This window comes from Lentibacillus kapialis, assembly GCF_014646635.1.
Lineage (GTDB): Bacteria > Bacillota > Bacilli > Bacillales > Amphibacillaceae > Lentibacillus > Lentibacillus kapialis.
Genome location: NZ_BMNQ01000001.1, coordinates 184,113 through 197,699 on the forward strand (window position 1 = coordinate 184,113; position 13,587 = coordinate 197,699).

At 43.8% G+C, this 13,587-nt stretch carries 15 protein-coding genes; 9 read left to right on the forward strand and 6 right to left on the reverse strand.

Going from position 1 to position 13,587, the window contains the following annotated elements:
- Both IEW67_RS00865 and IEW67_RS00870 read right to left on the reverse strand, forming a co-directional pair.
- Nucleotides 1-448 (reverse strand): hypothetical protein (locus IEW67_RS00865; protein WP_373288464.1); only part of this gene is annotated, 448 nt, incomplete at its 3' end.
- On the reverse strand, nucleotides 445-2,238 hold the full coding sequence (locus IEW67_RS00870) for a DNA ligase D (protein WP_229671640.1): 1,794 nt from the start codon (nucleotides 2,236-2,238) through the stop codon (nucleotides 445-447). The genes IEW67_RS00870 and IEW67_RS00865, both read right to left, overlap by 4 nt.
- A 99-nt stretch (nucleotides 2,239-2,337) precedes the next feature.
- On the opposite strand from IEW67_RS00870, the gene ku reads away from it, so the two are divergent.
- The 3 genes from ku to IEW67_RS00885 all read left to right on the forward strand — a co-directional run bounded on the left by ku (nucleotide 2,338) and on the right by IEW67_RS00885 (nucleotide 5,193).
- Nucleotides 2,338-3,177 (forward strand): non-homologous end joining protein Ku, encoded by an 840-nt coding sequence (ku, locus tag IEW67_RS00875; RefSeq protein WP_188631158.1) that lies wholly within the window; start codon nucleotides 2,338-2,340, stop codon nucleotides 3,175-3,177.
- Between the two features lie 126 nt (nucleotides 3,178-3,303).
- Nucleotides 3,304-4,332 carry an acyltransferase family protein gene (locus IEW67_RS00880; RefSeq protein WP_188631159.1) on the forward strand — a complete coding sequence of 343 codons (1,029 nt, stop codon included), beginning with the start codon at nucleotides 3,304-3,306 and terminating at the stop codon, nucleotides 4,330-4,332.
- A 33-nt stretch (nucleotides 4,333-4,365) separates the two neighbouring features.
- On the forward strand, nucleotides 4,366-5,193 hold the full coding sequence (locus tag IEW67_RS00885; RefSeq protein ID WP_188631160.1) for a sugar nucleotide-binding protein: 828 nt from the start codon (nucleotides 4,366-4,368) through the stop codon (nucleotides 5,191-5,193).
- A gap of 617 nt (nucleotides 5,194-5,810) precedes the next feature.
- On the opposite strand, the gene IEW67_RS00890 is transcribed toward IEW67_RS00885, so the two are convergent.
- Nucleotides 5,811-7,142, reverse strand: a complete 1,332-nt coding sequence (locus tag IEW67_RS00890; RefSeq protein WP_188631198.1) for a YjiH family protein — start codon at nucleotides 7,140-7,142, stop codon at nucleotides 5,811-5,813.
- 343 nt (nucleotides 7,143-7,485) lie between these two features.
- On the opposite strand from IEW67_RS00890, the gene IEW67_RS00895 reads away from it, so the two are divergent.
- The 4 genes from IEW67_RS00895 (at nucleotide 7,486) to IEW67_RS00910 (ending at nucleotide 8,986) form a co-directional block, all read left to right on the forward strand.
- Nucleotides 7,486-7,800 (forward strand): phasin family protein, encoded by a 315-nt coding sequence (locus IEW67_RS00895; protein ID WP_188631161.1) that lies wholly within the window; start codon nucleotides 7,486-7,488, stop codon nucleotides 7,798-7,800.
- Between the two features lie 138 nt (nucleotides 7,801-7,938).
- The gene (locus IEW67_RS00900) at nucleotides 7,939-8,079 is read left to right on the forward strand and encodes a hypothetical protein (protein WP_188631162.1); all 141 of its coding nucleotides are present in this window, start codon (nucleotides 7,939-7,941) and stop codon (nucleotides 8,077-8,079) included.
- Between the two features lie 226 nt (nucleotides 8,080-8,305).
- Nucleotides 8,306-8,593 (forward strand): YwdI family protein, encoded by a 288-nt coding sequence (locus IEW67_RS00905; protein WP_188631163.1) that lies wholly within the window; start codon nucleotides 8,306-8,308, stop codon nucleotides 8,591-8,593.
- 24 nt (nucleotides 8,594-8,617) lie between these two features.
- On the forward strand, nucleotides 8,618-8,986 hold the full coding sequence (locus IEW67_RS00910) for a DUF423 domain-containing protein (protein WP_188631164.1): 369 nt from the start codon (nucleotides 8,618-8,620) through the stop codon (nucleotides 8,984-8,986).
- 3 nt (nucleotides 8,987-8,989) lie between these two features.
- On the opposite strand, the gene IEW67_RS00915 is transcribed toward IEW67_RS00910, so the two are convergent.
- The 3 genes from IEW67_RS00915 to hemQ form a co-directional block, all read right to left on the reverse strand.
- Entirely contained in the window at nucleotides 8,990-9,241 is a 252-nt protein-coding gene (locus IEW67_RS00915; RefSeq protein WP_188631165.1) for a hypothetical protein, read from the reverse strand.
- An 81-nt stretch (nucleotides 9,242-9,322) separates the two neighbouring features.
- Nucleotides 9,323-9,787 carry a spore coat protein GerQ gene (gene gerQ / locus IEW67_RS00920; protein ID WP_188631166.1) on the reverse strand — a complete coding sequence of 155 codons (465 nt, stop codon included), beginning with the start codon at nucleotides 9,785-9,787 and terminating at the stop codon, nucleotides 9,323-9,325.
- A 355-nt stretch (nucleotides 9,788-10,142) separates the two neighbouring features.
- Nucleotides 10,143-10,883, reverse strand: coding sequence for a hydrogen peroxide-dependent heme synthase (hemQ, locus tag IEW67_RS00925; protein ID WP_188631167.1), 741 nt, complete (start codon nucleotides 10,881-10,883; stop codon nucleotides 10,143-10,145).
- A 233-nt stretch (nucleotides 10,884-11,116) separates the two neighbouring features.
- Here hemQ and pta point away from each other — a divergent pair, with 233 nt between their 5' ends.
- The gene (gene pta / locus IEW67_RS00930; protein WP_188631168.1) at nucleotides 11,117-12,085 is read left to right on the forward strand and encodes a phosphate acetyltransferase; all 969 of its coding nucleotides are present in this window, start codon (nucleotides 11,117-11,119) and stop codon (nucleotides 12,083-12,085) included.
- Between the two features lie 238 nt (nucleotides 12,086-12,323).
- Complete coding sequence (locus IEW67_RS00935; RefSeq protein WP_188631169.1) at nucleotides 12,324-13,586, forward strand: Nramp family divalent metal transporter; 1,263 nt, start codon at nucleotides 12,324-12,326, stop codon at nucleotides 13,584-13,586.
- Nucleotide 13,587: the final 1 nt, after the last annotated feature.

A 13,587-nucleotide genomic window follows, 5' to 3' on the forward strand; every position in this document is an offset into this window, starting at 1 on the left:
ACTCCAACTCGTGCGAGAAGCACTCCAACTCGTGCGAGAAGCACTCCAACTCGTGCGAGAAGCACTCCAACTCGTGCGAGAAGTGCTCCAACTCGTGCGAGAAGTGCTCCAACTCGTGCGAGAAGTGCTCCAACTCGTGCGAGAAGTGCTCCAACTCGTGCGAGAAGTGCTCCAACTCGTGCGAGAAGCACTCCAACTCGTGCGAGAAGTGCTCCAACTCGTGCGAGAAGTGCTCCAACTCGTGCGAGAAGCACTCCAACTCGTGCGAGAAGCACTCCAACTCGTGCGAGAAGCGCTCCAACTCGTGCGAGAAACACTCCAACTCGTGCGAGAAACACTCCAACTCGTGCGAGAAACACTCCAACTCGTGCGAGAAACACTCCAACTCGTGCGAGAAACACTCCAACTCGTGCGAGAAGCACTCCAACTCGTGCGAGAAGCGCCTCAACTCCGTATCATCGTTAGCACCTTATCCAGCACCTGCTTTTCGCCTGCCGCAAAATACGCCGCAAATGGGCAGCCGATTGTTTGTACGCGTTCAATCATATTATCAATCCTGAACATTTCGGGCCGTAACTCGCTTCCTACTTCATCCCAAAACAAGGGTGCGGCAACTGTCGCGTCACTTCGCTTCCTCGGGGAGTAGGGTGCGACAAGTGTTTTGCCTTCCCCATGCTGCAAGTAGTCAATGTACAGCCGATCACCGCGCCTATTTTTAAACCGCTCTGTGGTAAACAAATCCGGGTAACGTTTTTCGAGCGTCCAGGCAATCGCCTGTGTAAACACTCCCGTTTCCTCATACGTCATACTGTCCGCTGGTAGGGGAATATGGATCTGCAGCCCTTTTCCACCGGACGTTTTGATAAATGATATGAGCCGAAGATCATCCAGTATGTGTTTCAACAGTCGTGCGGCTTTCACGGCAAGTGAAAATTGGTCTCGGCCGGGAGGGTCGAGATCAAATACAATCTCAAGGGGATTTTCATATTCAACAGTCTGAAACGGGATATGGTATTCAATCGTCCCATGATTGGAAAACCAGATGAGCGAATCCAGGTTGTTGCAGACGAAATGCATCCCATCAGCATATTCAACACCCTTGATAAAATCTGGCGCATAATCAGGTAAATGCTTCTGATAAAATGATTCGCCTTTCACACCATCCGGAGAGCGGATGATTGTGAGTGGACGCTCATATAAAAATGGGAGCATGTACGGTGCGATTTCCCGTATATAAACAAGTAAGTCGCCTTTTGTCAATCCTCGAGATGGCAAAAACAGTTTAGCGGTATTTGATGCTTCAACAGTCTCGGGTAGCATAGCTAAATCAAGCTGTAATTGTTCCCACGTACAACTAGCGGCTGAGTGTTTCGGAAGAAGTCGATCAAACTCCGGTTCACGCAGTTCACCCTTCAGCAGATCCAGTGTATGTATTTCGGCACAAATGGCCGGCGGCAGCCGATAGCCTTCCTCCTCCCGGGTCCCCTTAGATAAAAATAGCTCTCTTAACGTCGCAAATGCCTCTTTATCCAGCCCATGCTTACACTTCCCCATTTCCACGACGTCATCATTCCGGTAAACACAAACTGTAAAATAATCATTATTTGGATCGTAAAAAGTCAGAAACCCTTTAATCGTCCGCCAATTTTTGATCTTGAGCCAATCATAATGTTTACTGCCCGGCTGATAGCGGCTGGCTTTGCGCTTGGCAATCACGCCTTCAGCTTTATAGTCTAAAATGTCTTTCCACAGTGAGTTTATGTTGTTTGTATAGCCTACATAATGAAGGATTTCTTCCAAATTAACGTCATAGCTAAAAATCTCCGCCAGTATCCTCTTTCGATCGGCAAATGGTTGACCAGTGAGTGTAACCCCTTCACTCATAAGCAAATCAAATGCCATGAACCCGGCCGGACGTGCTGAGGCAGCTTCTGCAATGGCATCGCTTTTTTTCAGACGTCCGCGTTTTTGAATCAACGAAAAATTTGCCTGATATGCATTATTTAAAACAACTAGTTCGCCGTCGATTTTAAGCGGCAAATAATCTTTGACCCGCGATTGTTGAGCTTTACACGCTGCAATGACTTCAGGAAAATTCCCGCTTAAATCAACATCGTTGCGGCTAATAAGCTGCACTGAATCTTTCCCCCATTCCAGCATACAGCGGAAGCCGTCGTATTTCACTTCATAAACCCAATCTATGCTGTCAGGAATTTTTCTGCTCGCAATTGGCTTCATGTGTTTCACGTCAATCACCTCTCTTTATAAAATGCCCCCGCACAGCTGGATAAATTCATTCGCCACAAGCCAAACTATACGAAAAAAGGAGGCTTTTTCATGCACACGATGTGGAAAGGAACGATCAGTTTCGGGCTCGTTAACATTCCGGTAAAAATGCACGCAGCGACTGAAAATAAGGACGTGAAACTGCGGAATCTGCATAAGGAATGTCAGACCCCTGTCAAATATAAAAGGGTATGCCCGAATTGTGATCGGGAAGTGGAAAATGATGAGATTGTGAAAGCATACGAATATGCCAAAAATAAATTTGTTGTGCTGGATGATGAGGAATTAGAGAATTTAAAGAAGGAACAGGCGGATAAGGCCGTTGAAATTATGGATTTTGTCAATCTGGACGAGATTGATCCGATTTATTTTGAAAAAAGCTATTATTTGTCACCGAATGAAGGCGGGTCAAAGTCGTATGGTCTTCTGCGCTCAGCTCTTGAGGATACCGGAAAAATCGGCATTGCCAAAATGATGATCCGTTCAAAAGAACAGCTTGCTGTTATACGGATTTACGAGAATACACTCGTTGTCGAAACAATCCACTATCCGGATGAAGTAAGGGATGTCAAAGATGTTCCGAATGTTCCGGTAGAAACCAAAAATGCTGAGAAAGAACTTGAAACGGCAAAAATGCTCATAGATCAGATGGCAGCAGAATTCGACCCGAAAAAATATAAGGACGCGTACCGGACAGCCTTAATGGAACTGATTGAAGCGAAGAAAGAAGGGGATGAGGTGACAACAACAACCGAAAAACCGCAGCCGGATAATGTTGCCAACCTGATGGATGCGCTCCAGGAATCCCTTAATCGTGCCCAAAAAGACAAGAAGCCAAAAACGAAACAAAAAGCCGCGTCATCAACTGACAAGAAGAAAGTGGCAAAATAATGTCATTCTTTTCACTCCATTTACGTTTCAATAACAAATGGCGATTACCTGACGTAACCGAGCTTTATATCGGGTATAGTGGTATAGAATCGTTAAAGAATATTAAATGTAAAAGGGTGAAAGAACGTGGAACGGAATGCTTATTTTGATAATGCCAGATTGATTTTGATATTTCTGGTGGTGTTTGGTCATGTCATTCAGCCTTTTGTGGATGACTCTCAGGGAGTCAATACACTTTATCTCTGGATTTATACGTTCCATATGCCAGCTTTCATTTTCCTGGCAGGTTTTTTCGCAAAAGGTGCCGGGAATATCAGTTATGTCACGAAGTTAGCTAAAAAATTATTGATACCATATATGATTTTCCAAATTATTTACACGGGTTATTATTTCTTGATCGGCAAGGACGGCTGGCAGCTGGAAATGTTTTATCCGCACTGGGCATTATGGTTTTTATTCAGCTTATTCAGCTGGCACATGCTGCTGATTCTGTTTAAGAAAATGCCGGCAGCGATGGGGCTGTCCATCTCGGTTGGTATCGGACTGATTGTCGGCTATTTTGGCGAAGTTGGTCATATGTTCAGCCTGTCTCGCACTTTTGTCTTCTTCCCATTTTTCCTTATGGGTTATTGGGTGACCCAAACACAGATTAAATGGCTGAAACATATTCAGCTGCGGGTGGCAGCATTGGTAGTGATGGCGGTTGTGGCAGCAGCTATTTATGTTGCCCCCGATTTCAATACCGGCTGGCTGCTGGCATCTAAATCATACAGTACACTGGGGTTGCCTGAATATGGCATTATAGCAAGGCTGATGGTTTATGTGACATCAGCAGTTATGGTAGCCGGTGTGCTTGCCTGGATGCCTGAAAAACGCAGCAAACTAACCGTTTTAGGAACCAGAACACTTTATGTTTATTTACTGCACGGGTTTTTCATCCAATTTTTCCGGACAGCCGATTGGTTTGCCGTTAATCACGTTATCGATTTGATAAGTCTTGCTGTTATGTCGGCACTGATTGTGCTCGCCTTATCCAGCAGACCCGTGCAGGGCTTCTGGCAGCCGCTTATTGAAGGCAGGCTATCAATCTTGAAAAACAAATACAGAGGACATGACGGCAGGACTAAACAACTTGGTGAAGACGCAAGTGCATAAATTGATCATTTCTTAAAAGGGAAGGTGAAACCAATGAAAGTATGTGTATTTGGTGCAAGCGGGTATTTAGGTGCATCCGTTTATCGATTATTGAAAGAAACGCCAGACACAGATGTCGCAGGAACGTGTCTGGAAGAACGGGCTGTATTTGATGATTTGTATAAATTGGATGTCAATGATCCCGAATCCTTTTCAGAATTTTTTAAAGCGACTCAGCCGGATGTGGTGGTTTGGTCCGTCATGAGTGGTCCGGATGAGGATGAACTGATCCAGGAAGGACTGCGTCATCTGATCACGCATATGACACCAGATACAAAACTCATTTACGTGTCATCAGATTTTGTGTTCGCAGATGGCTATGGACCATACAATGAAGATGATACCATGTCAAAACTGCCCGACGAACATGTGCTAAGTACCTATGCAAATGCGAAAGTTAAAGCGGAAAATTTCATTACGCAGGATTTGAAGAATTACGTTATTTTGCGCGCGGGTCCGATATATGGGGAGAATCAGATCGGCAAACGTGATGAGCGTACAGATCAATTGGTATCCCAATTACGTTTGGGTAAAACGGCGGCATTTCGTGATGATCTGATCCGGACATTTGTCCATGTCGAGGATCTGGCCAGTGTCATAATCGAATTTGGCCAAAATGATGTGACGGGCATTTATCATGCCGGACCGCTTAGAAGTAACAGCTTCTATGACTTCATGCAGCAAACAGCTGAACAGAACGGATTTAATCGATGCCATGTGGAAAAAGCCGCGGAAGCCGAAGAAGTTGATAAGGAAGTTCCTAAAAACACCGTGTTAAATACGGAAAAAATTAGCCAAGTGGTGAAACAAACATTTCGTTAAATGCGTATAATACATGACCCCCTTATAGTGATAGATGAAAACACCCCGCCATCCTGGTGATGACCGGGGTGTTTTCGCGTTGTCTGTTCAGCCGTGAATTGACCTTAGTTACCACTTAAACAGTGGAATCCCTACTGGAAATATATAAATCTTCAAACATTCTAATATACGTCAGCCTTTTCATCACTAATTTTTTAGAAAAACTCGGCATTCGCCTCGTCTTATAGCGAATGCCGAGTTTTTCTTATAAGAGGTTGTTCAAAAAGTCCGGTAAACATGACACTTCGAATTTCTTCGTTGGCTTGTTTCTCCGCTCCTTGGAAAAGAAAAACACTTTTCCTGCGTGCGAAGCGGATTCAGGGTAGCATTACTTGTGCTCATGTATCTAAAGGCATACATTCCGCTGCTCGAAACTGCGCCGTCTCGAACTTCTTGATCCTTTTTATCCTCCTTTTTGAACACGCACTATAAGGTCGGTCATCCATATTTTATACTTTCTGACGTTACCACAAAAATGTCGTTTTTAAAAGGAAAAAGTCATCAATAATGTGTTCTTTATGATGTCATAAAAAAAGGTGTCAATGAAGGAACCTTCCTGTCACTGAGCACCTTTAGTCTTAAAATATTAGGTGGGCAATAAGTGTAATGATCGGCAATGTTATGATCGTCCGCAGCAAAAAGATAACGAATAAATCTACCATTGAAACCGGGACTTTGGAGCCGAGCAAAAGCCCGCCGACTTCTGACATGTATATCAGCTGGGTGACAGATAAGGCTGCAATAATAAACCGGGTGATTTCAGCGTCGATTGTTGCCCCAATTACAGACGGTAAAAACATATCGGCAAAACCGATTAACATCGTTTCGGAAGCAGCCTCCGCATATGGTACCTGCATCAGTTCCAAAAGCGGGATAAATGGCGCCCCGAGCCAACTGAATACAGGTGTGAATTCGGCAATAATTAGTGCAATTAGGCCAAACGCCATAACAATTGGCGCAACACCCATCCACATATCGAGAATGTTTTGACCGCCTTCTTTAAAGAACTTATATACACTCTTCTCGTTTCGTGCTCTGTCCAGTGCTTTTTTGTAGCCGAATGTGAAGACGTTATAACCTTCAGGGATATCTTCGTCAATACCGCCCGTAGTTGACTCGCCTGTGTATGTGTCGGCTTTTCGGGATAACGGTGGGATTCGCGGCATAATCAGTGCTGCAATAAACCCTGCGGCAAGAACTGTCAGATAAAATGGCACGAACATATGACCAAGACCGACTTCACTGATAACAACAAGAGTGAACGTAATCGAGACAAGAGAAAATGTGGTTCCGATCACCGCTGCTTCCCGCTTGGTGTAGTACCCTTCTTCATACTGCTTGCTTGTCAGCAGTACCCCGATCGTCCCATCACCGACCCAAGATGCAAGTGAATCAATCGATGAGCGGCCGGGCAGCTTAAACAGTGGCCGCATGACTTTGGTCATCAGAGTACCGAACAATTCGAGCAGCCCATAATTCATCAATAATGGCAAAAATAAACCGGCAAATAAAAAAACAGCAAATAACACATGTAGTAAATCGCCCAATAACATCTGTCCTGTGTTTTCACCATGGACAGCCTCCGGACCAATTCCGAAGAGTACCATAACGGCAAAAACAGCCGCAACAACACGTGTTACGGTCCAAAATGTGCTTTTATAAAACAGTTCATGAAAAAAAGGCGTTGCAGAAAATGCCTCTGATCCTTTTATTTTCGCTATAACCGTCATTATTGCTGTCAGAACAATAATTAACATCATAATAGCAGAGAGTTGTCCTGAAAGTGCTGTCTGCACCCAACCGGCTAAAACAGCGATAGGGATGGTCATGCCGTCACCGGTGCTAATCGGTGTCATGAACAGGAATATCCCCAGGAGTGACGGGATAATGAACTTCAAATGGTCCTTCATCTTATATGGGTAATGATTCACGGAAATTCCCCCTTTGTAAATCTCTTTTCCTTCATTATATCGGAAGTGATGGGGGATGACTACATGAAATTGGACCTGCTTCACGTTTTATAGCATTCATATGTGTATCCAGAGCTGCATATAGTTAGAAGTATGTCCATAATATTGGTTGTGATGTTCGTTTAACCCGATTATGATACGGGAATTGTATAAAGTCCCTATTTTGTTACCTGGAAAGGGGACCGTTAGGAACATACCATATAAGCTTGCGTTTGCTTCCGTTTTTGGTTATGTTAATAAAAACACATTTCATCATTAAATATAGTGAAAAGGAGTGCTGATCATGAGTGACTTTCTCAAAAAAGGATTTCTTCTGGGACTCGGCGCGGCAGTTACCGGAAAGGAAAAATTGGATAAGCGATTAAATGAAATGGTGGAAAAAAATGAATTGACTCAGGAACAGGCGCGAACCGTCATGCGTAATTTTATAGATAAAGGCGAAATGAAAACAGATGAGTGGAACACCAAACAATATGAGCAAACGCAGAAAATGGCTAAAGATCTTGGAATTGCAACAAGGGAAGATATTAATGAACTGCGCGCACGAATTTCTGAACTGGAAAGTCAGTTGGAAGAGCAAAAACAGCCCGAACAATAAAATATGTGCTGAAATTTGTCAGTTATCAGTATATTTTGTTAATTTACCCATTTAGTGTTGATTCGCTGGGAGGTTAGCAGTACAATAAGATTATCCTAACAGTAGATAAACAGGTTACCGAGGGGGGCTCTTAGCGTTATGGAAAGCTTTTTGCAGGTAAGAAAAAGTACAGAAGAGCAGCTGGGCAGGGAACTTTATGAACGTGAACTTGTCTTTCTGCAATGGGTTTATGAACGCTATACAGAGGAAAACAAACAGCAAGTTAATATCGGCCTGTAACAATAATGGGAGTGAAAAAGTCTTGGAAGCTGTAGCCAAGGCTTTTTTGTAACGTCAGAAAGTATAAATGATGGATGACCTTATAACAAAAGCTTCGGCATTCGCTATAAGACGAGGCGAATGCCGAGTTTTTCTCATATGGCCAAAAATGGGTTCGTGTTATACTAACTGATGTGAACGATGAAATGTTGACTTATTTAGGAGCGGACTATAGAAAGGAGAGGTCATGATGGCGGTCGCAACAGATACGATTCTTAAAAAAATGCAGCGGGAGTTGACAGAAGCACAACACATGTCTGCTGATGACAGCATAGTGAAAAAACATATTGCCAATATCCAGCTTCTTTGCGAATTATTAAATGAAGAGCAACCTTTACCGGAGTCCAAACAGGAAATGACAGATAGGGAACTGAAAGCGATGATGGGTGATGCAGCGGCCGAACAACAGCCGGGGCCCGGACGCAATCCAATCGATCATGATGATGCTAATGGGAAATCACTATTTGATTTTTAACAGTTTGATGGGAGGAGGATATATATGAAGTTATTTCTTATTTTGGGGGCTATTAATGGTTTCTTGGCGGTTGCCTTGGGAGCATTCGGAGCACATGGGCTTGAGGGGAAACTTTCCGAAAAAGCACTCGGCACATGGGATAAAGCTGTCAATTACCAAATGTTTCATACCATGGCGTTATTGGTTACCGGATTGCTGCTGGCAAAGTTCCAAAGTGGCGGAATGACCTGGGCCGGCTGGATGTTCTTTATCGGTATTGTTTTGTTTTCCGGCAGTCTTTATGTCTATTCAGTCAGTGGCGTCAAAACGTTTGCCATGATAACACCATTTGGCGGGGTCGCCTTTTTAGTCGGCTGGGTATTGCTGGGGTACGCTGTCATTAAATATCTGTGAGGACTATAACGAGAAAAAAAGGATCGTAGCCAGAAGCATAAGCATTCCCGCCTTGGCAACCTGTTTGATGCCATCAGCCGAATGGTTGGTATTTAGAAATAGAAATCCTTCACATAATATGCTGAATGCGAGCAAATACACACACAAGAGCATGATGATTACATACCCTTGTACGATGGCAATCAGACCAATTACAACAGCGAGTGTGAGGGTCAGTAATTCCATGCGTATGTACTTGTCATATGGATTGCGCATAACAATGGCTCCTTTGTGTGTACAACAAATCCAAGCGCCCGGTACGATAGCGGGCGCTTTAATTTTGGAGGGGGCTACGCGTTATCTAGGCTGATATTGCGACATTTGCCCGCTATTGCCATACGGATATTCATAGTTGAGTTCTTCATCAAATGTGACATAATCCAAGTAGATCATTAGGAGCAGATACCTTTTACCGGTTTGCGGGTCACTTAAAATAATATGATCCCTTCCGGCTGCTTCAATGATCCCTCGGAAAACTTTCGCATTCCATTCTTGATTGTTTTCAAATGTCATATAAACCGTGGCACGTTTTCCTTCATTCAGCCGCAAAATGTTTTCAATGTAGGATTGTTCCATCGGCAGCATACCCTGGACAGTTTGAGCTTGCTGCTGATTTTGCTGGTTTTGTGGTGGCATCGTTTGTCTGGAATCATACATAGGGTAGTACGCCGGAGATGACTGTGGATAATAGTAGTAAGGATATGGCTGATGTGGATAGTAGCCGGCATAAGGATAATTTGTATAGTTGTTCTTCTCACTCATGAAAAAACCTCCTATATGGGATTAATATACCTTTCGGACTTTCGGATGAAGCATGGAAATACTTTATAACTTCAGGCTGTTTTGGTCTACTGGATATATATATGAAACGTAAGCGGAATTAATGACAGGTGCGGAGAAATAAATGCTGTTAAACTTTCGTCAGTTGGAGAATAGAAGGTGTCAATGAAACGCTGTGCGGCCTAATAAAAAGAACCGGTTATATACCGATTGTTTTTCTAACATCAGAAAAAACACGGCTTTGCACCCCGCAATAAGCTGAAGATAGAAAAAAAGACCGGGCCGCTTTTTGCCCGGTCTGCTAACCTTCAATTCAGTATGCTGTTTGAAAATCATGCTACACTTGCAGGTAAGTATCAACATCTTCTTTTGCTAAATGGTTGCCGACGAAAAACTCGCCGAATTCACCGTAGAGTGCACTCACTTCGTCAAAGCGCATTTCATAAACGATTTTTTTCAGCTGCAGCGCGTCATGAGCAAATAGTGTGACACCCCATTCCCAGTCATCGAAGCCGAATGAACCGGTAATGATCTGTTTTACCTCACCGGCGTATTGACGGCCGGTCTTCGAATGTTCATAAAGCAGTCTTGCTCTTTCTTTAAAGCTGAGCGCGTACCAATTCTCTTCCCCGTGGCGGCGTTTGTCCATCGGGTAAAACGAAACATGCTCCCACTTCGGTAAAATTGGATAGAGCCGCTCCCGTGTCTTCGGATCGTCGGCTGAGCTGTTGCCGCTGTACTGTGAAAGTTCCACAACCGACACATAAGAAGAGGCAGGGCGCAGAAACTCGGCAAATTTTGATTTATTAAATTCTGTTTCAATGTCAGTTAATTCATTCATCGTCGGTCGCAGAAACATAAACATCAGGTCAGCTTTTTGACCAACAATATTGTAGAGTGCATGGCTGCCGCTCTCTGTTTTTTCCACTGCTTCCCACTTCGTTAGCAGGTTTTTGAATTCTTCGACTGCCTCCAGCCGTTCTTCATTTGACACGGCTTTCCAAGAGGTCCAGTCGATAGTACGCATATCATGCAGGCAATACCAGCCGTCCAATGTTTTAACTGCTTCAGCTGCCATTATAAATCGCTCCTTTGTTTAAGTGGATAGGTTTTTGATTGTAATGTTGATTATTAAAATCAAACCCGATATTGTACTGTTGTTGTCATATATTTAAACTATATCACATTTAGGGTACGATAAGCAGGAGTTAGACTGTTTGTCATGTTTCTGTCAAAAAAGTATAAGACGTGTGGTTATGTGTTTTCAAGTTAACGTGATTTACGTATCATGGAGAATAGGAGGTGCTTTCAATGAGTAATCTTTTTGAGCAAGTGAAAGATCAGTTAGCAAATGTCGATAAAACCATTGTTTTCCCCGAGGGGCGCGATGAACGGATTTTGACCGCTGCCAGCCAGCTGGGTGCCGCGGGGATCGTGACTCCGGTATTGCTCGGTGACAGGGAAGCAATAAAGCAACAGGCGGCGTCCATCGGTATTGATGTGTCAGCATGTGAGCTGATCGACCCGCATGATTTCCGGGAATTCGATAAGATGATTGATGTGTTTGTCGAGCGCCGGAAAGGGAAAGTAACGGCTGATGAAGCCCGGCAGATTTTGCTCGATGAAAATTATTTCGGGACGATGCTTGTCTACATGGACAAGGCGGACGGTCTTGTCAGTGGTGCGTCCCACTCAACAGCGGACACAGTACGCCCGGCACTGCAGATCATTAAGACGAAAGAAGGCATACAGAAAACGTCCGGCGTCTTTATCATGGTTCGGAACGATGAAAAATATGTGTTTGCCGACTGTGCGATCAATATGAGTCCAGACAGCCAAGATTTATCCGAAATTGCTGTTGAAAGTGCCAATACAGCCAAATTGTTCGGCGTTGATCCACGAATAGCAATGCTCAGTTTCTCCACAAAAGGATCCGCCGAGTCGGAAGAAACTGAGAAAGTGGTCAATGCTTTGGGGTTGGCGAAGGAGAAAAATCCATCACTCGTTATTGATGGTGAATTCCAGTTTGATGCAGCCTTCGTCCCGAGTGTTGCGGCCCAAAAAGCACCAAATTCCGAAATCAAAGGTGACGCCAATGTCTTTATTTTCCCGAGTCTTGAAGCCGGAAACATTGGTTATAAGATTGCCCAGCGACTAGGTGAATTTGAGGCAGTCGGCCCGATTCTGCAGGGGCTGAACAAGCCTGTGAATGACCTGTCACGCGGATGCAGTGCGGAGGATGTTTATAACCTTGCATTGATCACAGCAGCACAGGGGTAATAGATTTTGAAAAGAGCGTACAGTATGGACTGTGCGCTTTTTAATGGTTCGGTGATTTCGATGGCAAAAGAGGGGGGTGCACTGGTTTTTCGTGATATCAAAACGGTCTTCAGGCCAGGATATAATACACTCTTTTAAGCTTTTTTTAATAAAAACAATTTCTGAATTGTTTGAGTAGCGTTAATCATGTAAAATGAAGCCATTATACATTTTGACGTGACTTGAAAGAGGTGTACCAATGGAGCCGAGTCAATCAGTTAACACCCAAGTGAAAAAGCCAAAGAAATGGAAAATATCATATGTCGGACCTGGACTTGTTGTAGCAGTGGCTGGTGTCGGTGCAGGGGATTTAGTGGCAGCTCTTGTTGCCGGGGCAGATTTTGGACTAATGTTGCTTTGGGCTGTTGTGTTAGGAGCATTCATAAAATATATATTAAATGAAGGGGTCGGACGCTGGTATTTGGCAACTGGACAAACCATTTTACAAGGATGGCGATCCCTCGGCAGATGGGTTTCGGGCTATTATGTTGTCTATGTTGTCTTATTCGGACTTATTTATGGCGCTGCTGTGACATCCGCATGTGCCCTGTTTATATCAGCTTTGTTTCCGGCCCTGCCCGTCTGGGGATGGGCAATGATCCATGCATTGATCGGACTTGCTGTCGGATGGTTTGGAGGCTATCAAAAATTTGAGCGTATTATGCAATTTTTCGTTATTGTGATGTTTATTACGGTGGTAGGCTCAGCGCTATTTGTCCTGCCCAGTATTGGAGAACTCGCGAACGGGATGGTACCTCGGATGCCGGATAGCTCATTTTTACAGACACTGGGGCTGATCAGTGGTGTCGGTGGGGCTGCTTCCATTCCTTATTATTGTTATTGGATACGTGAAAAAAATTGGCAAGGTGGTTCATGGATGTCAATTATGCGCCTTGATTCCGCCGTAGCTTATATCATTACCGGTATTTTTTGCTTTGCGCTTATGATTGTGGCTTATCAATTTTTATATGGGGCGGGTATATCGATTTCGGGGAATGAAGGTCTGGTCACAATGGCTGAAATATATGGTGAAAGATTTGGATCAGCCGCTACCTGGTTGCTATTGATCGGCTTCTGGGCTGCAGCTTTCACATCACTATTGTCAGCTTGGAATGGACTTCCATATATTTTTACGGATTTTGTTCAACTGTTAAAAAACAAAGATAAAAAATCAAGTCGGGATATTTCTGAAAAGGACCCTGCTTATCGCGCTTACTTGCTTTGGTTAACATTTCCATCCATGCTATTTTTGTTTGTAGATGACCCAGTGTTGCTTGTTTTAATCGGATTGGCATTCAGCGCAACCATTCTCCCTTTTCTCGCCATTACGTTGATGTTGCTATTAAACGCAAAAAACGTGGAGAAACATTATCGGAATGGTCCGGCCAATAATCTGATTTTAAGCGCCATAATTGTTATCTTTGTAGTGTTGGCGATTATCGAATTATACAATTCAGTCTGAG

Excerpts from the sequence above, each read along its gene's own strand:
- IEW67_RS00870 (WP_229671640.1), bottom strand. The coding sequence starts at position 2,238 with ATGAAGCCAATTGCGAGCAGAAAAATTCCTGACAGCATAGATTGGGTT.
- ku (WP_188631158.1), top strand. The coding sequence starts at position 2,338 with ATGCACACGATGTGGAAAGGAACGATCAGTTTCGGGCTCGTTAACATT.
- IEW67_RS00885 (WP_188631160.1), top strand. The coding sequence starts at position 4,366 with ATGAAAGTATGTGTATTTGGTGCAAGCGGGTATTTAGGTGCATCCGTT.
- IEW67_RS00890 (WP_188631198.1), bottom strand. The coding sequence starts at position 7,142 with ATGAAGGACCATTTGAAGTTCATTATCCCGTCACTCCTGGGGATATTC.
- IEW67_RS00895 (WP_188631161.1), top strand. The coding sequence starts at position 7,486 with ATGAGTGACTTTCTCAAAAAAGGATTTCTTCTGGGACTCGGCGCGGCA.
- IEW67_RS00900 (WP_188631162.1), top strand. The coding sequence starts at position 7,939 with ATGGAAAGCTTTTTGCAGGTAAGAAAAAGTACAGAAGAGCAGCTGGGC.
- IEW67_RS00905 (WP_188631163.1), top strand. The coding sequence starts at position 8,306 with ATGATGGCGGTCGCAACAGATACGATTCTTAAAAAAATGCAGCGGGAG.
- IEW67_RS00910 (WP_188631164.1), top strand. The coding sequence starts at position 8,618 with ATGAAGTTATTTCTTATTTTGGGGGCTATTAATGGTTTCTTGGCGGTT.
- IEW67_RS00915 (WP_188631165.1), bottom strand. The coding sequence starts at position 9,241 with ATGCGCAATCCATATGACAAGTACATACGCATGGAATTACTGACCCTC.
- gerQ (WP_188631166.1), bottom strand. The coding sequence starts at position 9,787 with ATGAGTGAGAAGAACAACTATACAAATTATCCTTATGCCGGCTACTAT.
- hemQ (WP_188631167.1), bottom strand. The coding sequence starts at position 10,883 with ATGGCAGCTGAAGCAGTTAAAACATTGGACGGCTGGTATTGCCTGCAT.
- pta (WP_188631168.1), top strand. The coding sequence starts at position 11,117 with ATGAGTAATCTTTTTGAGCAAGTGAAAGATCAGTTAGCAAATGTCGAT.
- IEW67_RS00935 (WP_188631169.1), top strand. The coding sequence starts at position 12,324 with ATGGAGCCGAGTCAATCAGTTAACACCCAAGTGAAAAAGCCAAAGAAA.